At 54.3% G+C, this 18,458-nt stretch carries 21 protein-coding genes, 1 other RNA gene and 1 riboswitch; of the genes, 19 read left to right on the forward strand and 3 right to left on the reverse strand.

Features of this window, described 5'->3' with window-relative positions; translation table 11 throughout:
• The 15 genes from rnpB to lfiJ form a co-directional block, all read left to right on the forward strand.
• Positions 1–226, forward strand: an RNA gene (gene rnpB, locus AAC083_RS08735) — RNase P RNA component class A; the annotation flags it as partial.
• A 227-nt stretch (positions 227–453) separates the two neighbouring features.
• Positions 454–1,329: a lateral flagellar motor switch protein LfiM gene (gene lfiM, locus AAC083_RS08740; protein ID WP_181364692.1), complete on the forward strand. Its 876-nt coding sequence runs from the start codon at positions 454–456 to the stop codon at positions 1,327–1,329.
• A 7-nt stretch (positions 1,330–1,336) separates the two neighbouring features.
• Positions 1,337–1,714, forward strand: a complete 378-nt coding sequence (lfiN, locus tag AAC083_RS08745) for a lateral flagellar motor switch protein LfiN (RefSeq protein ID WP_108536346.1) — start codon at positions 1,337–1,339, stop codon at positions 1,712–1,714.
• Entirely contained in the window at positions 1,714–2,448 is a 735-nt protein-coding gene (gene fliP, locus AAC083_RS08750) for a flagellar type III secretion system pore protein FliP (protein ID WP_108536347.1), read from the forward strand. Before lfiN ends, fliP begins: the two co-directional genes overlap by 1 nt.
• Before the next feature lies 1 nt (position 2,449).
• On the forward strand, positions 2,450–2,719 hold the full coding sequence (gene lfiQ / locus AAC083_RS08755) for a lateral flagellar biosynthetic protein LfiQ (RefSeq protein ID WP_005314303.1): 270 nt from the start codon (positions 2,450–2,452) through the stop codon (positions 2,717–2,719).
• A complete protein-coding gene (lfiR, locus tag AAC083_RS08760) occupies positions 2,716–3,498 on the forward strand; it encodes a lateral flagellar biosynthetic protein LfiR (protein WP_108536348.1) in 783 nt (260 codons plus the stop codon). Before lfiQ ends, lfiR begins: the two co-directional genes overlap by 4 nt.
• Positions 3,495–4,631 carry a flagellar biosynthesis protein FlhB gene (flhB, locus tag AAC083_RS08765; protein WP_108536349.1) on the forward strand — a complete coding sequence of 379 codons (1,137 nt, stop codon included), beginning with the start codon at positions 3,495–3,497 and terminating at the stop codon, positions 4,629–4,631. Before lfiR ends, flhB begins: the two co-directional genes overlap by 4 nt.
• A gap of 3 nt (positions 4,632–4,634) precedes the next feature.
• The gene (lfhA, locus tag AAC083_RS08770) at positions 4,635–6,710 is read left to right on the forward strand and encodes a lateral flagellar biosynthesis protein LfhA (protein ID WP_108536350.1); all 2,076 of its coding nucleotides are present in this window, start codon (positions 4,635–4,637) and stop codon (positions 6,708–6,710) included.
• 195 nt (positions 6,711–6,905) lie between these two features.
• Positions 6,906–6,993, forward strand: a riboswitch (cyclic di-GMP riboswitch).
• A 139-nt stretch (positions 6,994–7,132) separates the two neighbouring features.
• Positions 7,133–8,509 (forward strand): lateral flagellar response regulator transcription factor LafK, encoded by a 1,377-nt coding sequence (gene lafK / locus AAC083_RS08775; RefSeq protein ID WP_108536351.1) that lies wholly within the window; start codon positions 7,133–7,135, stop codon positions 8,507–8,509.
• 11 nt (positions 8,510–8,520) lie between these two features.
• Positions 8,521–8,847 (forward strand): lateral flagellar hook-basal body complex protein LfiE, encoded by a 327-nt coding sequence (gene lfiE, locus AAC083_RS08780; protein WP_108536352.1) that lies wholly within the window; start codon positions 8,521–8,523, stop codon positions 8,845–8,847.
• 17 nt (positions 8,848–8,864) lie between these two features.
• A complete protein-coding gene (gene fliFL / locus AAC083_RS08785; protein WP_108536374.1) occupies positions 8,865–10,607 on the forward strand; it encodes a lateral flagellar M-ring protein FliFL in 1,743 nt (580 codons plus the stop codon).
• Positions 10,594–11,622, forward strand: coding sequence for a lateral flagellar motor switch protein FliGL (fliGL, locus tag AAC083_RS08790; protein WP_108536353.1), 1,029 nt, complete (start codon positions 10,594–10,596; stop codon positions 11,620–11,622). Before fliFL ends, fliGL begins: the two co-directional genes overlap by 14 nt.
• 12 nt (positions 11,623–11,634) lie before the next feature.
• On the forward strand, positions 11,635–12,327 hold the full coding sequence (lfiH, locus tag AAC083_RS08795; RefSeq protein ID WP_108536354.1) for a lateral flagellar assembly protein FliH: 693 nt from the start codon (positions 11,635–11,637) through the stop codon (positions 12,325–12,327).
• The gene (lfiI, locus tag AAC083_RS08800; RefSeq protein ID WP_108536355.1) at positions 12,320–13,651 is read left to right on the forward strand and encodes a lateral flagellar FliI-like assembly ATPase LfiI; all 1,332 of its coding nucleotides are present in this window, start codon (positions 12,320–12,322) and stop codon (positions 13,649–13,651) included. Before lfiH ends, lfiI begins: the two co-directional genes overlap by 8 nt.
• A gap of 9 nt (positions 13,652–13,660) precedes the next feature.
• A complete protein-coding gene (lfiJ, locus tag AAC083_RS08805) occupies positions 13,661–14,077 on the forward strand; it encodes a lateral flagellar protein LfiJ (RefSeq protein ID WP_108536356.1) in 417 nt (138 codons plus the stop codon).
• A 3-nt stretch (positions 14,078–14,080) separates the two neighbouring features.
• Here lfiJ and lfgN read toward each other — a convergent pair whose 3' ends face one another.
• The 3 genes from lfgN to lfgA form a co-directional block, all read right to left on the reverse strand.
• Positions 14,081–14,524, reverse strand: coding sequence for a lateral flagellar protein LfgN (gene lfgN, locus AAC083_RS08810; RefSeq protein WP_108536357.1), 444 nt, complete (start codon positions 14,522–14,524; stop codon positions 14,081–14,083).
• Positions 14,521–14,796 (reverse strand): flagellar biosynthesis anti-sigma factor FlgM, encoded by a 276-nt coding sequence (gene flgM / locus AAC083_RS08815; RefSeq protein WP_108536358.1) that lies wholly within the window; start codon positions 14,794–14,796, stop codon positions 14,521–14,523. The genes lfgN and flgM overlap by 4 nt, the downstream gene beginning before the upstream one ends.
• Before the next feature lie 76 nt (positions 14,797–14,872).
• Positions 14,873–15,667, reverse strand: coding sequence for a lateral flagellar basal body P-ring formation protein LfgA (lfgA, locus tag AAC083_RS08820; RefSeq protein ID WP_108536359.1), 795 nt, complete (start codon positions 15,665–15,667; stop codon positions 14,873–14,875).
• A 57-nt stretch (positions 15,668–15,724) separates the two neighbouring features.
• On the opposite strand from lfgA, the gene lfgB reads away from it, so the two are divergent.
• The 4 genes from lfgB to flgEL are packed head-to-tail and all read left to right on the forward strand — an operon-like array spanning position 15,725 to position 18,453.
• Complete coding sequence (lfgB, locus tag AAC083_RS08825; RefSeq protein ID WP_108536360.1) at positions 15,725–16,114, forward strand: lateral flagellar basal body rod protein LfgB; 390 nt, start codon at positions 15,725–15,727, stop codon at positions 16,112–16,114.
• A gap of 2 nt (positions 16,115–16,116) precedes the next feature.
• Positions 16,117–16,542 (forward strand): lateral flagellar basal body rod protein FlgCL, encoded by a 426-nt coding sequence (gene flgCL, locus AAC083_RS08830; protein ID WP_108536361.1) that lies wholly within the window; start codon positions 16,117–16,119, stop codon positions 16,540–16,542.
• Positions 16,543–16,545: 3 nt separating this feature from the next.
• Positions 16,546–17,241 (forward strand): flagellar hook assembly protein FlgD, encoded by a 696-nt coding sequence (locus AAC083_RS08835; protein ID WP_108536362.1) that lies wholly within the window; start codon positions 16,546–16,548, stop codon positions 17,239–17,241.
• Positions 17,242–17,259: 18 nt separating this feature from the next.
• Positions 17,260–18,453 carry a lateral flagellar hook protein FlgEL gene (gene flgEL, locus AAC083_RS08840; RefSeq protein WP_108536363.1) on the forward strand — a complete coding sequence of 398 codons (1,194 nt, stop codon included), beginning with the start codon at positions 17,260–17,262 and terminating at the stop codon, positions 18,451–18,453.
• The last annotated feature ends 5 nt before the right edge of the window (positions 18,454–18,458 follow it).

The raw sequence follows: 18,458 nt of genomic DNA on the forward strand, positions 1-18,458 counted from the left end.
GGGATCAGGTAAGGGTGAAAGGGTGCGGTAAGAGCGCACCGCGCGACTGGCAACAGTTCGTGGCACGGTAAACTCCACCCGAAGCAAGACCAAATAGGCCCCTATTGGCGCGGCCCGCGTTGGGGGCGGGTAGGTTGCTTGAGCCAGTGAGCGATTGCTGGCCTAGAGGAATGATTGCTACCGGGGCAACCCGGAACAGAACCCGGCTTACAGGCCGACTCCGACCTATTCAAGGTATACAAGTACCTTTAAATCCCGGCCCCTTCTGGTGCCGGGATTTTTATTTCTGGGTTGCCAGACTGTCTCATGGCACCTTTTAGGGTTTTGTAATAAAGTTCTCACCCATTCTGGTCGCTTTATGTCGGCTGGACTATTTGTACCGATCACATGGCTGGCCTGATAAGTGTCTCTGTGGCAGTAAGGCGAGATAAAAATGGCTAAGGTGGATTTTTAATGTCATCAAGCGGCGTAATGCTCACACCTTCTCGATTGCTTTGTGCTGAGCGGGGCAAAACCCTTCCCCATTATGATCTTCTGGGTGTCGAACGAGCAGATCGGGAACGGCTCAAACAAGTAAATGCCCAGTTGGGGACCTTTTCCCTGCAGGCAGCCAGCTGCATGGCTCAGCTATTCAATAGCGCTGACTGCGAGCTGACTTATCAGGAGTTCATCGCCGTTTCATCTCCGGAACATGATGATGGCTTGATCTGGGTTGAGGCTCGTAGCCCGCTTGATACCCAACGGGTCGTTTATTTCTCCCTATCCCCTTCAGTTATCTATTGCTTGGCGGTGCTCTTCTTCGGTGGTTCTTTACGCAATCAGGGAGACACTGTCTCTCATAGCAAAGGATTGACGGATACCGAGCAACGCCTGGTGCTGCGTCTTTGCCAATATCAGGTCGACATCTGGTCTTCCTGCTTGGGGCTGGGTGATCTCGAGTGGCAATTGACTTTGATTACACGTGATGCACTCCCTGTGTCACGACTGTGGATGGCCGCCGCCACCCTGACGGTGGGGAGCTTTTCCCACGGTTGGCAGTTGTGGCTGGTTCCACCCACTGAGAGCACAGGTTCTGCGGCAGGGTGTACCTTGCAAGATGGCGCCTTGGAGCAGGCACTGACACACATTCCCGCACGTTTACGCGTGGTAATGGGGCAGTTGTCCATGACGCTGGCCGACCTGGAGTGTCTCAAAGTGGGCGATGTGCTCTCGCTGGATTTACCGGAAGTGGTGCCAGCCCTGATTGGTAACCGTCCCTGCTTTAGTGGACGTATCGCTGAACATAAAGGCAGCCTGGTTTATCAGGTCGCGACGGTCGTAGAGGAATAATCGAATCATGAACGAGCACAATATGAATGACCCGCTGGATTTGGATGGTCTGGATCAACTGTTTGGTGATGATATCAGCATGCCCAGTGCGGTAGACTATATGGCTCCCACCAGTAGCAGCAAGCAGCGGGATCTCTCCTTCTTTCGTCAGATCCCGGTCAAGGTAACGCTGGAAGTGGCCAGTACCGAGGTCTCGCTGGGGGAATTGATGCGAGTGGAAGCAGGGGCTGTTATCGAGCTCGACAAATTGGCAGGTGAACCGCTTGACGTCAGGGTAAATGGCCGCCTGTTGGCCAAGGGGGAAGTTGTTGTGGTCAATGGTAAATATGGTCTGCGTCTGGTGGATGTGATCGACACCAATCTGCTGGGTGGCCTGGACGACTGATGCGCCACCTGCTGTTTGCTCTGCTGTTGTGTTCGCTGCCCAGTTGGGGGGCAGACATGACATTGTTCTCGGTTTTACCGGGTGCTGAAGGTGGGGAGGACTACAACATTAAGTTGCAGATCCTCTTCTTTATGACCCTTTTGGGACTCCTTCCGACCCTATTGCTCATGATGACCAGCTTTACCCGGATTATCATAGTGCTGGCGATTCTGCGCCAGGCGATAGGCTTGCAGCAGAGCCCTCCCAACCGTGTACTGATAGGCATCAGCTTGATACTGACGATAGTGATCATGCGTCCTGTCTGGACTGATATGTATCAGCATGCATTCATCCCTTACGATCAGAATGAAATTAGCCTGTCTGAAGGGATCGCCAGGGCTGAAAAGCCCTTGCGTCATTTCATGCTGGCGCAGACCCGCGAACCGGATCTGGAACAGATGCTGCGGATCTCCGGTGAGTCCACCTCTCTCACCAAAGCTGAGGTTCCGTTTGGCGTCTTGTTGCCTGCTTTTGTGCTGAGTGAACTGAACACAGCCTTTCAGATTGGATTTATGTTGTTTATCCCTTTCCTGGTGATAGATCTGGTCGTTGCCAGTGTTCTGATGGCGATGGGGATGATGATGCTCTCGCCCCTGATCATCTCGTTACCGTTCAAGCTGATGGTGTTCGTGCTGGTGGATGGCTGGTCCATGACTGTGGGCACCCTTGCAGCTAGCTTTGGTAGTGGAGGCTGACGTGACACCAGAGCAGAGTGTGGCGCTCATTGGTGGTGCCGTTAACCTGGTGGTGGTGATGGTTTCTGTGCTGATTGTACCGAGCCTGATCGTCGGCTTGGTCGTCAGCGTGTTTCAGGCGGCGACTCAGATCCAGGAGCAAACACTCAGTTTCTTGCCACGTTTTCTGGTGACTTTGATGACGCTCATCTTCACCGGCAACTGGTTGCTCTCCCAAATCACGACCCTGTTCCACGATCTGTTTTTGAAGATACCCGGGCTTATTGGATGAATTCCCTGCTGTCCCTCAGTGCTGCCGACCTGACTGCCTGGTTGGGGCAGTGGTGGTGGCCATTCATCCGGATTGCCACCGCATTTTGGGTTATGCCGGTATTTGGTGATGGCCGGATCCCACCGCAAGTGCGTTTGCTCCTCGCCTTCATCGTCAGCCTGTTGATCGCTCCTATGTTAAAAGATATGCCAGTGGTTGATCCTTTCAGTACCGGTGCCCTCGTGTTGGCTGTGGAGCAACTGTTGTTCGGGCTGCTGTTCGGACTCTGTGTCCAGATGTTGTTCATGATCATGACCATGGCTGGACAGGTCCTCTCCATGCAGATGGGTCTGGCGATGGCAGTAATGAATGATCCCAGTAACGGGGATTCTGCACCTATCATCAGCCAGCTGATGCTTATCTTCTGCTCACTGCTGTTTCTTGGGCTCAATGGTCATCTGGTCACCCTGGATGTGCTGGTACAGAGTCTACGTAGCTGGCCACCGGGATCTTCGCTCGACTTGCTGGATATGAAAGGGGTCATAGGTTTGTTTGGCTGGTGTATCGGTGCAGCATTGATCCTGACCTTGCCTGCGGTGGTGGCCATGTTGATGGTCAACCTGACCTTCGGGGTCATGAACCGCACCGCGCCATCCCTGAACATCTTTTCGCTGGGTTTTCCCATGACTTTGTTGCTCGGGTTGGTGACCATGGCTATTTCCATCAGTGGCGTTCCGGCCCGCTACCTTGACTTGGTGACGCATGTGCTGGAGCAGCTTAGGGTACTGACCCCATCATGAGTCAGAATAGCGCCCAGGATAAAACCGAAGAGGCCTCTTCCCAGAAACTGCGCAAGGCTCGGGAAGAGGGACAGATAGCGCGCTCCAAGGAGCTGAGCTCCGCCGGGCTGTTGCTGCTGGGTGGCCTTGCCATGCAATGGATGGTGCCCAGCTTTGGTCACTTCTTTGCCGAGTTGATGAAACGTCCCCAACGCTTTGACTGGCAAGGTGCCCGTGAGCCGCAGATGATGATTCATTGGACGGCAGAAGCCCTGCTCAGCATGTTGTGGGTGCTGCTACCTCTGTTCGGTTTTCTGGCGTTGTTGCTGGTACTGCTCAGCATTGTGCCAGGTGGCATGGTGCTGACCTGGAAGAAATTACTGCCCAGCGCAGAGAAGCTCAATCCGCTCAAGGGGCTCAAGCGGATGTTCTCGACTCACAGCCTGATGGAACTGCTGAAATCTGTGCTCAAGATCCTGCTGATCGGCTCAACATTGGCACTGATGCTGCAGCACCAATGGCCCTTGCTGATGATGATGAACCGTATGCCCCCCCAGGTTGCGATGGAGCAGGCGCTGCGAATCCTCTCTCAGGCATTTATCTTGCTTGGCAGTGTGCAGATGCTGATTGCCGTTCTGGATGTACCGTATCAGCGTTGGTCCCTGAACAAGCAGTTGCGGATGACCAAGCAAGAGGTCAAGGATGAATACAAGAACAGCGAAGGGCGGCCTGAGATAAAGGCCAAGATCCGCCAGGTACAAGGGATGCTTGCCCGGGCTCGTATCGAACAACGTGTACCACAGGCCGATGTGATTATCGTCAACCCGACTCACTATGCGGTGGCCATTAAATATGATCCTGAGCGAGCAAATGCTCCTTACGTGATTGCCAAAGGGATTGACAGCATGGCGGAGCGGATCCGCCAGGTCGCAAAGCAGCACGACAAGATGGTCATTAGTCTGCCGGACCTGACCCGTGCCATTTATTACTCCACCCGGGTAGACCAGGAAGTGCCTGCGGGTCTTTACACCGCAGTGGCTTATGTGCTGAACCATGTATTGCAGTTACGGGCCTATGCGGCTGGCAAGGGGCAGAAACCTACTCCTCTTGCCCCTTTGCATGTGCCGCCCGAGTTACGTCAACCTGAGAGGTAAGTTGTGAACTGGCGTGTATTGACCCAATCCTATACCGCGATCCCCATGCTGCTCTTGGCCATACTGGCCATGATGATCTTGCCTTTGCCTGGTTGGCTGCTGGATGCCCTGTTCACGTTCAACATAGTGTTGGCGGTTCTGGTGCTGCTGGTTTCTGTCTCAGCCCGCCGCCCGCTCGATTTTTCTGTCTTCCCCACAGTATTGCTGGTGGCAACTCTGATGCGGTTGTCGCTCAACGTTGCCTCTACCCGCGTCGTCTTACTGCATGGTCACGAGGGGCATGAGGCTGCAGGTAAGGTCATTCAGGCCTTCGGGGAAGTGGTCATCGGCGGTAACTATGTCGTCGGTCTGGTAGTTTTCGTGATCCTGATGATCATCAACTTCGTGGTGATCACCAAGGGGGGCGAGCGGATATCCGAGGTATCTGCTCGTTTCACCCTGGATGCGATGCCCGGTAAACAGATGGCGATCGATGCTGATCTCAACGCCGGCACCATGGATCAGCATCAGGCCCGTGCCCGGCGTGACGAGATTGCAAGAGAGGCTGATTTTTACGGTGCTATGGACGGTGCGTCCAAGTTCGTGCGAGGGGATGCCATCGCTGGCTTGCTGGTGTTGATCATCAATCTGGTCGGGGGGTTGGCGATCGGTATCTTCCAGCACTCGCTCCAGGTTGCTGAGGCGTTTCAGAGTTATGCACTGCTCACCATAGGTGACGGTCTGGTTGCCCAGATCCCTTCTTTGCTGATGTCTACCGCTGCCGCCATCATAGTGACTCGGGTCAGCGACGAAGGCGAGATGTCGGATCAGGTGGGTCAGCAAATCCTGGCATCGCCGCGGGTTATCTATACCGCCGCTACCATCATGTTGATCCTGGGCCTAGTGCCAGGCATGCCTATGCTGGCTTTTCTCAGTTTCGCCGCCGTGCTGGCATGGGCCGGTTGGAGTGTCAGCAAGCGTCGAGTCAATGATCCTGACCTAGATGCAGCCCAGGAGCTGACGCGCCAGATGGTGCAGTCCGAGCCACAGGGACTGGAGTGGCAGGATCTGCCTACTGTCGATGCGGTTGCCATTGAGTTGGGCTATCGGCTGGTGCCCTTGGCGGAAGCGGACAAGGGTGCCGAGCTGCTAGCCCGGGTAAGGGGTATTCGTAAAACCCTCTCCGAGCAATATGGCTTCCTGCTACCCGAGATTCGGGTGCGTGACAACTTGCAGCTGCAACCCGATCAATACCGGATCAAGTTGTCCGGTGTGCCACTTGCGGCTGGTAACGTTGACTGTCAGCGACTGATGGCGATCAGCAGTGGGGATACGTATGGTTCTCTTGATGGTGAGCTGACCCAGGATCCCGCCTATGGGATGAGTGCTGTATGGATTTCCCCAGAGAACAAGGCCAAGGCCTTGAACCTGGGCTATTCCGTGGTCGATTCCGCGACAGTTATTGCCACCCATGCTAGCAAGCTGCTGAGAGAGCAACTTGATTCTCTGTTTGGCCATGATGAGGTAGGCAAGTTGGGCCAATATCTGGCTACCCAGTCACCCCGTCTGGCAGAAGAACTCAATCTGGCGCTGACCCAGATGCAGCAACTGAGGGTATTCCGCCAGTTGCTCAAGGAGCAGATCAGCCTCACTGATATTCGAACCATTGCCACCACCTTGCTAGATGCGAGCGAACTGACCAAGGATCCGGTCTTGCTGGCGTCCGATGTCAGGTGTGCCTTGAAGCGCCAGATTGTCAGACAGGCGATTGGGTCGCGCGATATTTTGGCAGCGTTTACCCTGGAGGACCGCCTGGAGCAGACGCTGTTGGCTGCAATGAACCAGTCCCAGCAGCAGGGTAAGATTCAGTTGGATAGCTTTCCTGTTGATCCTCAGCTGCTGGCGCAGTTGCAGCAAAATATGCCGTTGGTGAAAGAGCAGTTGCAACAGCAAGGTCATGCTCCAGTATTGGTTGTCATGCCTCAACTCAGGCCCTTGATGGCGCGATATGCTCGATCTTTTTCAAAAGGTCTCAAAGTGCTCTCTTATAATGAAATACCGGAAGACCTGAGGGTAGAAGTTATTGGAACACTAGGCTGAAGCTGAACTGCCATGTTATGAAGTGATGGGAAGGTTATATTCCGCATATTTACTTGAATTGTCATCGGAAGCCGCTATGATGTGACTGTTTTTGACGCATCAAGCGTTAACAATAAATAACAAATATAACAATTAACATGTGCCACACAGCTATCACTGGGTAGGTGAAGCTGTATTATCCCAATATGGGCAGTCGCATGATAAAGGCAAACTGAACTGAAAAGTCAGGACGCAAAGCTTCCGGTCTAATAGCGGCAATGCTAATGATAGCGGGGTTACCAAGGCAATTGTTACCGCCTTGATACCATCCTCTGCATAAATTAGATGCCCGTTTGAGGCACCATTTTCGAAATGGTGCGCTTTTATTTTTGACACACCAGTTCTGTTGATTGGTTTGTCCATAATCAGGGGGTCGGGTTCATATGCTTTCGGATATATCTATCAATAAAAAATCAAGACCCATTGGTATTGAGACAGCTCCTCATTTGTTATTGATCAGACCTGCGTTATCAAATGGAAACGATATAAAGGGGATGTTGGTAGCGCAGGGATACACAGTTTCCTGTGTTGACTCGATTAGGAAGTCCAAATTAATTCTCGCCAATAACTCAGTTGCGTTGATCTTGCTCGATATGGATCTTATGACTGAGGCGGGTCCCCAATTGGCGCATGAATTTTGCGGCGTCGACTGTGTCATCCTGGTTAATGAGCAGCAGGCTTATCTTGCAGCAGAAGCCATGCGGGCGGGGGCGATAGACTACATCATCAAACCCTTTGGCTGTCAGCAAATGCTTGATGCAGTTAAGGGGGCGCTGCGTCTGCGCCAATCCATTCCCAATCTGATCGCTACCTCTGCCATGAGCCTACAAGTGTTGCAACTTGCTCGTCGTGCAGCCAAGACGTCTGCCACCATTCTGATTGGTGGTGAGTCGGGGACGGGTAAGGAACGACTGGCTCGCTATATCCACGACATGTCCAACCGTGCCGGTAAACCGTTTATCGCCATCAACTGTGCCGCTATTCCTGAATCCATGCTCGAATCCATTTTGTTTGGGCATAACAAGGGGGCGTTCACCGGGGCTACAGGGACTCAACCTGGCAAATTTGAGTTGGCACAGGGTGGGACCCTGTTACTTGATGAAATATCTGAGTTGCCTTTGTTGCTACAGGCCAAGCTGCTGCGTGTTTTACAAGAGAAGGAGGTCGAGCGGCTAGGCAGTCACCAAACCATCGCGCTGGATGTGCGAATTATCGCTGCCAGCAACAAGGATATACGGACTCTTGTTGCCGTGGGCCAGTTTCGGGAAGATCTGTTTTATCGTCTCGACGTGCTTCCCATGAGTTGGCCAGCTCTTCGGGAGCGCCCGGACGACATACTGCCACTGGCCGAATATTTCATCGAACTGCATGCTCCTCAGCAAGGCTATCGCCTGAGCGAAAGTGCCCATAAGCAGCTGTTGGCGTATGGCTGGCCAGGCAATGTCCGGGAGCTGGATAACGTGATACAACGTTCATTAATCATGGCTCGCGGATTGCATATTCAAGCAGTCGATTTGATGCTGCCCAGTTACACCATTGAATCCGACGATGCGTTACCGGAGGCGTTTTCCGCTCCGGAAGGGCTTAGCGAGACACGTCGGTATGCCGAATTTCAATTTGTACTAGAGACCCTGCGCCGCTTTCGTGGCCATCGGACCCGCACGGCAGAGGCTCTTGGGATGACGACCCGGGCTCTGAGATACAAGCTGGCGGCCATGCGTGAGCAGGGCATTGATATTGAGCAGCAGCTTCAAAACTAAGGGATAACCGAGTGAAGATCGAAATGATGTCATCACAGGTGACGCTCTTGCAGCAGATGCAGGAGATGCAGCGAGTCGCCAACCAAACCCCTTCCATCGAATTAAATGATGCATCGAATGTGTCATTTACCGATGCCATGCGCGATGTCATCGGGCGAGTCAACGAGCAGCAAAATACCGCCTCAAAACTGATGACCGCCGTCGATGCGGGTCAGAGCGATGATCTGGTGGGTGCCATGGTGGCCAGCCAGAAAGCGGGTCTCAGCTTCTCAGCCCTGATGCAGGTGCGAAACAAGCTGATGACAGGCTTTGACGACATTATGCGCATGCCACTCTGAGGTAAGTGATGACTGAACTGGTAACGTCCCCGCAAGGGGCTTCGGATTCCTTCAGAACACGAGTTCAGGAAGGGTTGCGCAATTGGCGTAGTCTTTCTCGCGACAACAAATCCATTCTTACAATCGCACTATTGGCGGCCATTGTGGCCGGCACGATCGTCGTGATCCTGTGGACCTCCGGCAAGAATTACGTGCCCCTATATGGCAAGCAGGAACTTTACGATACCGCCAACATCATGGAGATGCTGGAGAAGGAGCAAGTGCCATTCCGTTTGGAAAAGAGCACGGGTCAAATTCTGGTCCCCGAGAGTCAGCTTGCCCATGTTCGTATGGCGCTGGCGGCCAGAGGGGTCAGAGCAGCCATGCCAGCCGGCCTCGAGGGGTTGGATAATGCTACAGGGCTTGGTACCAGCGAATTCATGGAGGGCGCCCGTTATCGGCATGCATTGGAAGGTGAGCTGGCGAGAACCATCATCTCACTGGATGCGGTGCGCAGTGCTCGTGTCCATCTGGCGATTCCCAAGCGAACCCTGTTTGTCGGTCGTGATGAAGAAAAACCCAGTGCCTCTGTGATGCTGGATCTGCAACCGGGTCAGACAATGGAGCCAGGACAGGTAGAGGCGATCGCCAATCTGGTGGCCGGCAGCATCTCCGGTATGAAGCCGGGTACTGTGACCATAGTGGATCAGGCGGGTCAGCTGCTCAGCGCCGAGCTGGGTGACAAGGCTGGTTTCGGCAAGCAGAGCGTGCAGCAGATGGAATATGTGCGCAAGCTTGAGCAGTACATCCGTCAGCGGGCCAGCGACATGCTCTATCCCATGCTGGGCACGGGCAACTTCAGGGTGCAGATCGCCGCCGATGTGAACTTCAATGCAGTGGAGGAGACCCAACAGCAGCTGGATCCACAGGGCGTGGTCACCAAGGAGTCCAGTAAGTCGGATACAACCCTAGATGCGTTGGCGCTGGGGATCCCTGGAGCCTTGTCCAATCGTCCTCCCGAAACGGCACCAAATAGTGAGCAACCAGCTCAAAATCAGGGGACTACCAGCTCGGAGACCCAGAGGAACGGTTCTCGTTCCGAGCGCCAAGAGATTAACAAACAGTACGAAAACAGCCGAACCATAGTGCATACCCGCTATCAGCAGGGGCGGCTGGAGAAGATGAATGTTTCCATTTTGCTAAATCAGCAAAGTGCCCCCAAAGATGGCTGGAGTGCAGAACAGCTGGAGCAAATCCGCCAGATGGTGGAACGCTCGGTCGGATTTGATGATGCGCGGGGCGATCAGATCAGCCTGCAGGTCTTCGATTTTACCGGTGTCGTACCGATTGTTCCTCCTGAATCTGGCTGGTGGGAAACACCTTATTGGCAAGACTCATTGCGTTATCTGGTCGGTGGCCTGCTTGGCCTGACGTTGGTGTTCTTCGGGATTCGTCCGTTGGTGAAGCATCTGGTTCGTACCCAGCAGTTGTCTGATGAGGAGCCATATGAAGGGCGTGATGAGCAACAAGAGCCAACAGTGGGTCTCTCCATGCGGCAGGATGACGATGCCGCCCTGGCGGCTCCGATGATGAATAATGGTTTGATCCGTGCGGATAATCAGATGGAACCCCAGTTCTCTTCCTTGAATCTGGAAGCATTGCCAGAGCCGGGTTCCGAACTGGAAGTACAGCTTAAGCATCTGCAGCTGCTGGTTGAGAAGGACACTGCTCGGGTAGCAGAAGTGGTCAGATCATGGGTGAGTGGCAATGAACAACGTTAATCTGAACCAGAATGCCGTCGATATTGACATTGATAATCTGGAAAAGGCAGCGATTTTGCTGTTGAGCATGGGCACAGAAGCTGCAGCAAAGGTCATGCAGAAACTCTCCCGTGACGAAGTGCAGCGTCTCATCTCCAAGATGGCGGGTCTGTCAGGTGTCAGCTCGATGGAGGCAAAGTGGACTTTGCAGCAGTTCTTCAACCAGTACCGCGAGCAGAGCGGGATTGGCAGCGCTTCGCGGGAATATCTGGAACAGACGCTGGATCTTGCACTGGGACAGCGGCTATCTCGCAGCCTGCTCGACAGCCTCTATGGCGATGTTATGAGCCAGGATATTCAGCGTTTGCAATGGGTGCCTGCCGATGTGTTGGCCCGCTTCTTCCGTAATGAGCATCCGCAAATGCAGGCGGTCCTGCTGGCGTTCTTGCCACCTCAGACAGCGTCCGCCGTACTGGATGCTCTGCCTGGATCCATCCACGATGATCTGTTGGTGCGGGTTGCCAGCCTCAATAGTGTCAGTGAACACGTGTTGGGAGAGCTGCGTCTGACATTGGACCGCTGCCTCGCCTACGTGGCTGATCAGTCCGGAGCCAAGGTTAATGGCGTACGACAGGTGGCCGACATCTTGAACCGTTATCAGGGCGATAAGGAGCAGATGCTCTCCCTGTTGAGGGAGCACGATGGCGACATGGCGCTGGAAATCGAGAAAAACATGTTCGACTTCATGGCGTTGCGTCGTCAATCGGATGAAACCCTGCAACGTCTGGTACAGGAACTACCAAGCGATCTGCTGGCGTTGGCGCTGAAAAATACCGAAGCCAGCTTTCGCAAAGTGGTACTGGGAGCCATGCCGAAACGGATGGCCCAGGCCCTGGATGTCCAAATTCAGGGGCAGGGCAGTGTCTCCTTGCGCAAGGTTGAGCAGGCGAGGGAAGAGGTCATGCAACTGGTCCGCGAGTTGGTGGAGCAGGGCGAGGTCGAATTCCAGCTGTTCGAAGAGCCCACCGTCAATTAACAGGAGGCGTTCATGAGTCACAATGTTCGCAAGTTGGCGACGGGAGCCGCTCGTCTTTACCGTTTCCCTTCGTTGGGGCAAAGCGGAGAAGAGGCGCAGAGTCAGCAGGATCAGTTCGAATTCGGTTATCAGCAGGGTCTGGAGCAAGGCCATGACGAAGGGTATCAGAGTGGCTATCAGCAAGGATTGACCAGCGGTCTCGTTGACGGAGAGGCCAAGGGACTGCAGCAGGGGCAAACTCGTGGCTTTTCACAGGGGCTAGCAGAAGGTCGTGCCTCGTTCGATCAGGCGATGGTTCCCTTTGCCAAGCTGCAGGCGCAATGGGAGTCCTTGACTCATTCTCGCATGCGGGAGCAAAAAGAGCTGGTTGCCCAGCTGGTAACGCAGGTTGCGAAACGCGTGATCCAGGCTGAATTTACCCTCAATCCGCAGCAGGTACTCAATCAGGTGGAGCAGGCTTTGGCGAGTCTGCCGGCTACATCGGAAGAGCTGGTGATCTATCTCAGTGAGGGGGATCGGCAGCGCTTGGCCGAGCAAGGCGTTACTCGTTGTGAGGGGTGGCCATTGCAGGTGGATGGCGCCCTGAGTGTAGGTGATGCCCGTATAGAAACACGGGCAGCGGTTATCGAAGTCAATACAGGCGAGCGCCTCGCCTCTTGTATCGAGCAGCTGAATAGTACGCTGGAATTGCCACAGGATGCATGAAGCGCTGCAACAGGCGCTCACTTCAGCGCTGGACAGTTTTGAGGATGTTCCCGGTTTTCGCCGTTATGGCCGTCTGGTTAGAGTCACCGGGCTGACGCTGGAGGTGGTTGGCTGCCAGCTGGTGATGGGCCAGCGTTGCCGAGTTGATACGGCGGCCGGGACACCACTGTTGGCCGAAGTCGTTGGGTTCAACCGGGACATTTCCTACTTGATGCCGCTGCAACCCATGAGCGGTCTCTATGCCGGTGCACGTGTGCTTCCCATTGATGGTGAAGAGACAATACAGGTCGGTGAGCATTTGCTGGGACGTGTGGTTGATGGCCTGTTGCAGCCCCTGGATGGTCGGCCGTTACGCGATGAAGGTGAGCGTGTTGCTCTGTTCGCCTCACCACCCAATCCGCTGTTACGTACGCCAGTGCGCGAGCCGCTCGATGTAGGCATTCGTGCCATCAATGGCCTGTTGACTGTCGGCAAGGGGCAGCGTCTGGGCCTGTTTGCGGGCTCCGGGGTCGGCAAGAGCATGCTATTGGGCATGATGACCCGCAATACGACCGCACAGATAGTGGTGGTAGGCCTGATTGGTGAACGGGGGCGAGAGGTGCGCGAATTTATCGAGCACAGCCTGGGCCCAGAAGGGTTGGCGCGTGCTGTCGTCGTGGCAGCCCCTGCTGACCAATCTCCGCTGATGCGTCTGCGCGCAGCACAATTGTGTCACCGTATCGCCGAGTATTTCCGTGAGCAGGGGAGGGATGTGCTGCTGCTCATGGACTCCTTGACCCGCTATGCCCAGGCTCAGCGCGAGATCGCGCTGGCAATAGGGGAGCCGCCTGCGACCCGAGGCTATCCACCTTCGGTGTTCAGTATGCTGACACAGCTGGTTGAGCGAGCCGGTAATGGCACACACCCCGATGGTTCTCTGAGCGCTTTCTACACAGTTTTGGCTGAAGGGGATGACCAGCAGGATCCCGTGGTGGATGCGGCACGCGCCATTCTGGATGGTCATATTGTTCTGGCTCGCCGATTGGCGGAGGAGGGACATTACCCTGCGATCGACATAGGTGCATCCGTTAGCCGGGTCATGCCACAGGTTGTCCCTGCAGAATGGCAGACGTTGGCGGTGACGTTGCGGCAGTTGTGGGGGCGTTATCAACAGGTGCGCGAGCTGTTGCCGTTGGGCGGTTATCAGCCGGGAGCTGACCCCCAGATGGATGAGGCGGTGCAGCGTTACCCTGCCATCGCAGCCTTCCTGCAACAGGGCATCCATGAGGAAACGCCTTTTGTCCAAGTGATGGCAGGGCTGAAGCAAGTGCTCGGGAAGTCTTAAGGATCCGCCATGTTGAAATCCTATCTTGGTGTGCAGCAGAATGCGTTGGAGGTGATGGGCAAGGAGCGCCAGCGTCTGCGAGAAGAGGCCATGCAAGAAGAGCATAGGGCGCTGAGGTTGCAAGATGTGATCAACTCTCTTAACCCAGGTTCGGCAACATTTCATCCCCTGCTGTGGCACAACAAGCAGCAGATGGAGGGACAGCTGCGCCATCTGCTGGTTCATCAGGTACAACAGTCTGCCTTGGCCAAATTGGATTTGGAGCGCCACGAAGGCCAAGTACTCAAGCAATTTGGTCGAGTTAAAGGATTAGAGCTGTTACTGGATAAGCGTGACCTTGCCCTGCGTCAGGAGCAAGAGTCCCGGGAACAGCGACAGATGGATGAGTTATCCAGTCTGCGTCATCGCATGCAGAGAGAGGGATAAGAATTAGTCCGGGAAACGTTCTAGTTGGCCATAGGGCTGTTCTTGTCCCAATAGTGAGTTGATTGTTTCGATCTGCCCTGCTAGCAGGCGGCCATTGAGTTCGTTTTGGCGCAAACATTGATGTAATAACTGCTCAAGCTGTTGCCATTGGCTGGTAACGTTTTTTTGCAAACTGGCGGGCAGTTTTGCGATTAGTATTGCCATCCCTTTTTCGTCCGGTTTCAATCCCAACGCGAGCAGATGTTGACAGCGTTGTTGTGCCTGCTTCTGAACAGCTACCATCAGTTGGGTCTGCAGCTGATTGTGTTCCGCCAGCCCGTTGACATCGTGAGCGGCCAGCAGGTTGTGTTGGCGCAGAAGTTGCTGTTGCAGCTCGGCGTAGCGACCACAATCTTGCTGGATACCGATGATCAGTTGCTTGACCCGCTGCTTGGGATCCACGCTCATCGACGATGCATATCCAGAATGGCTTGGCTCAGCGCATCCATATCGAGCTCAAGCTTGCCGTCGCTGATAGCTTGGCGGATCTGGTTTACCTTCTCCATATCCACATCAGATGTCGTTGCCAGTTGCGATCTTGCCTGCTTTACAAACTGCGCCGTGGTGCTTATCTGGGCATCAGCCTGGCTGGCACGTGCTGGCGGCTGTGCAGTCGCAGACGCCGGCTTGCGTTGCTGCTGGGTTTGAACATAAAGCGGGTCGGGGCGTGTGATTTTCATAACGTCAATTCCTGATGGTCTATCTCTGACAAGCGACCCAAGGCCGGCCTAACTTAAATCAAACTCGTCCTTTGGGTTAAAAACGGGTTTCCACTTCACCTTTCTCGATTACCCAGGCCTGAATCTCTTTGCCTGAACTGAGATTTCTTACCTTAATGCCATCGCCAATGGCGCCGTTTGCCAATGCTTTGCCGCGGGTGGTTGCTGAAAAACCGTCGAGACTGGCTCTGATCAGTACCCCTTCTCCTTCCCGAACGGCCCAGGCCTTTTGTAAATCCAGTTCGCCAATCAACTGACCCATCCTGAGATTCCGATTGCTCTTGCTCCCCACAAGGGATTCGGAGCTTGGAACGAAGCCACGTTGCAATCGACTGATATCAAGAGATTTTTCGACGAGGTCTCCGGCACGAATGGTTTGGCCTTTCTGGATCTCTTGTGCCGTCACCCAGACTGGCAACATGAGCGTCACTTCGACTCGAGCCCTTAGTTGCCATGCAGGTTCCGTACATTCAGCCAGATAGGGACGTCGCCCCCAGGGTTGCCGATATTGACCTCCAGCTTGCAAACGAATGGCTTGTTGGCAGGGTGGCAAATGGGTCACCGCGGGAGAGATCCAGACTTGGTAGTCGACCTCAGGGGCTGACCAGCCTTGTTGCTGCAAATAGGTGTTCAGTGCGTCACTGGCATCCTTTTTCAGCTGGGCCTCTAAATACCGCGACAAGTCGGTGGGTGCGGCTTGCAGTGTGTATGACAGCATCAGCAGGCACAACAGGCCAATGCGCTTCCATACGGGAAGCAACACTTCCCCTTTTATCAGTGTTATCAGCCACTGTTGATGCTGTAACCAGCGGGAATAAAGGATATTCATCATTGGCATGAGTCTTGATAAAGATTGCACCAGTCTGACAGATTCATAGAAGGATGAAGCATGAGTATCTCATTTGACAGCGCTCTTGGTGTACACCCTTATGCCCTAGATGTGCGGGCGGATCGGGCGCGTATTCTGGCAGGGAACCTGGCCAATGTGGATACCCCTGGCTATCTGGCCCGAGATGTCGATTATAAGACGATTCTTGGGCGTGTCGCGCAGCAAGTCGCAACGGGAGAAACGAGCGCCGCCATCAGTCAGGGTGTCATGGCCAATGATATGCGACATCCTCTGTATCGAATTCCCTATCAGGTTTCAATGGATGGCAATACTGCCGAGCTCAGTGTTGAGCAAAGCAAGTTTGCCAATAATGCTACCGACTTTCAGACCAGTCTCACCTTCCTGAATATGAAAATCACCGGGATTGCCAAAGCGATCGAGGGCCGTTAATCATGTCGTTTAATCGAATTTATGACATCGCAGGCAGTGCCATGCGCGCGCAAACCGTGCGCCTGGATACGGTTGCCTCCAATCTGGCAAACGTGGACAGTGCTGCAGGCAGTGAAGAGGCCGCTTTTCGTGCCATCAAGCCGGTGTTCTCCACGCTGTATCAACGAGTACAGGATGCTGATTCGCTGGGGGCGGCTCAGGTGCAGATTGCAGGAATCGTGCAGTCTGATCGCCAAGTAGAGAAGCGCCTCGAGCTGACCAACCCCCTGGCCGATCAGGATGGCTTCGTCTACTACTCCAACGTCAACGTAGTTGAAGAAATGGCCGACATGATGAGCGCTTCACGCGGTTTTGAAACCTCGGTCGAAGTGATCAATCGTATCAATAGCATGCAGCAAGGTCTGCTGCGTCTGGGCCAGGGAGTGTAAGCCATGAGCCTGCCTCCGATAAATGGCCTGGATACTGCGCGTGACACCAGTCAGCGTACCGCAACACCAGATATAGCCCCCAACAGTGAGGCTGCAGACCAGAACCCTCAGGGCGGTATGCAACTGCGCAACGAATTCTTGCAGATGATGGTTGCCCAGATCCAGAACCAAGACCCGACTAATCCACTGGATGGTGCCCAGTATGTCACCCAGCTGGCTCAGTTCAGCATGGTGGAAGGGATTGAGAACCTCAAAATCCTGCAGCAGAAGTCGATCAACATGATGGACACCCAGCAGGTATTGCAGAGTACGGATCTGATCGATAAGGAAGTCATGGTTCCCAGCAATACGCTAACCCTGAGCGCCGAAAAGACGATTCGTGGACAGATTGAGCTGGCCGGTGCTGCGGATCAGGTTGAGCTTAAAGTGTATGACGAACATGGCACCCTGGTCGCGACCAAAAATTGGGGTGATAGCAAGGCTGGGGGACTCGATTATGAATTGCCTCCCTTGCCTGCCGGTGAATACAGCTTCGAGGTAAAAGCCTCGCTCGATGGCGTGGCGACCACATCCAAGAATTTTGTGGCCAGCAAGGTAGAGCGTGTCACCTTGCCTGGTACAGGCGAGATCATGTTACAGGTGGCTGGAGTGGGTGATGTGCCTCTCTTCAGTGCCATCCAGTTTGGTAAATCGGCGTAATTAGATAGGAGCGAAATTGTGTCTTTCAGTATCGGATTGAGCGGCCTGCGCGCCGTGAACCAGGAATTGAGTGTTATCAGCAACAACGTGGCTAACGCCAGCACGGCTGGTTTCAAATCGAGCCGCGCCGAATTCGCCGCCATCTATGGTGGTGGGCAGGCTGGTGGTGTCGAGATGAACAACGTCTCCCAGAACTTTGACCGTAATGGCGATGTGATGCGTACCGGTAAGGGACTGGATCTTGCGATCTCCGGCAGTGGTTTTTTTGTGCTGAAAGATAGCAATGGCCAGACTTCTTATACCCGTGCGGGTATGTTTATACGGGATGCCAATAACTATCTGACCACCGCCAATGGCACTCGTCTGCAAGGCTATACCACCAATGATGCGGGTGAGCTGCAAACCGGCGTGGTTGGTGATATTCAGGTCAAAGCTGGCAGCTTGCCAGCCAAGGCATCTGACAAGCTGGAGTTCGTAGCCAATCTCAAGGCGGATGCCAGTGTAATCGATCAGACCACCCATCCGTTTGATCCTGCCAAATCAGACAGTTTTAGCTATTCGCAATCCAGCAAGGTTTATGATTCGCTGGGTGTTGAACATACAGTGACCCAGTATTTTGTCAAAACGGCGGACAATACCTGGCAAGTCAACTATGCCTTCAATGGCACCCCGGCGGGTACGCCGGTGACCATGGAATTCAATACCAACGGTACATTGAAATCCCCGACTACGTCCCCTGTGCTGAATTTGACGCCCCCAGGCGCAGAGACAATTGATCTCAGTATTGATGTCGCACGTGTCAGTCAGTACGCCTCTGACTTCAACGCTACCCGTAACCAATCCAATGGCTATGCCGCCGGGGATCTGACCGGGGTCAAGGTTGATGCCGATGGTGGCGTGTATGCCACCTTCACCAATGGTCAGAGTTTGTTGCAAGGGCAGGTGGTGATGGCTAACTTCACCAACCCGAATGGCTTGATGCAAACCAACAACACCACCTGGCAGCAATCCTTCAGCTCAGGTCAGCCGGTGTTGGGCGCGCCAGGAACCGGGACCATGGGCTCACTCACCGCGGGGGCTTACGAGAGCTCCAACGTGGACTTGACCGGTGAGCTGGTCAGCCTGATGACTTCCCAGCGTAACTATCAGGCCAACGCCAAAACCATCAGCTCAGCTGACAAGATGACCCAGGTTCTCTTCAACTCCTTCTAAGGCTT

This window comes from Aeromonas sp. HMWF014 (assembly GCF_963878295.1).
GTDB classification, from domain to species: domain Bacteria; phylum Pseudomonadota; class Gammaproteobacteria; order Enterobacterales; family Aeromonadaceae; genus Aeromonas; species Aeromonas popoffii.

Coding starts and splice junctions, on each gene's coding strand:
- lfiM (WP_181364692.1), top strand. CDS start 454: ATGTCATCAAGCGGCGTAATGCTCACACCTTCTCGATTGCTTTGTGCT.
- lfiN (WP_108536346.1), top strand. CDS start 1,337: ATGAACGAGCACAATATGAATGACCCGCTGGATTTGGATGGTCTGGAT.
- fliP (WP_108536347.1), top strand. CDS start 1,714: ATGCGCCACCTGCTGTTTGCTCTGCTGTTGTGTTCGCTGCCCAGTTGG.
- lfiR (WP_108536348.1), top strand. CDS start 2,716: ATGAATTCCCTGCTGTCCCTCAGTGCTGCCGACCTGACTGCCTGGTTG.
- flhB (WP_108536349.1), top strand. CDS start 3,495: ATGAGTCAGAATAGCGCCCAGGATAAAACCGAAGAGGCCTCTTCCCAG.
- lafK (WP_108536351.1), top strand. CDS start 7,133: ATGCTTTCGGATATATCTATCAATAAAAAATCAAGACCCATTGGTATT.
- fliGL (WP_108536353.1), top strand. CDS start 10,594: ATGAACAACGTTAATCTGAACCAGAATGCCGTCGATATTGACATTGAT.
- lfiH (WP_108536354.1), top strand. CDS start 11,635: ATGAGTCACAATGTTCGCAAGTTGGCGACGGGAGCCGCTCGTCTTTAC.
- lfiI (WP_108536355.1), top strand. CDS start 12,320: ATGCATGAAGCGCTGCAACAGGCGCTCACTTCAGCGCTGGACAGTTTT.
- lfiJ (WP_108536356.1), top strand. CDS start 13,661: ATGTTGAAATCCTATCTTGGTGTGCAGCAGAATGCGTTGGAGGTGATG.
- lfgN (WP_108536357.1), bottom strand. CDS start 14,524: ATGAGCGTGGATCCCAAGCAGCGGGTCAAGCAACTGATCATCGGTATC.
- flgM (WP_108536358.1), bottom strand. CDS start 14,796: ATGAAAATCACACGCCCCGACCCGCTTTATGTTCAAACCCAGCAGCAA.
- lfgA (WP_108536359.1), bottom strand. CDS start 15,667: ATGATGAATATCCTTTATTCCCGCTGGTTACAGCATCAACAGTGGCTG.
- lfgB (WP_108536360.1), top strand. CDS start 15,725: ATGAGTATCTCATTTGACAGCGCTCTTGGTGTACACCCTTATGCCCTA.
- flgCL (WP_108536361.1), top strand. CDS start 16,117: ATGTCGTTTAATCGAATTTATGACATCGCAGGCAGTGCCATGCGCGCG.
- AAC083_RS08835 (WP_108536362.1), top strand. CDS start 16,546: ATGAGCCTGCCTCCGATAAATGGCCTGGATACTGCGCGTGACACCAGT.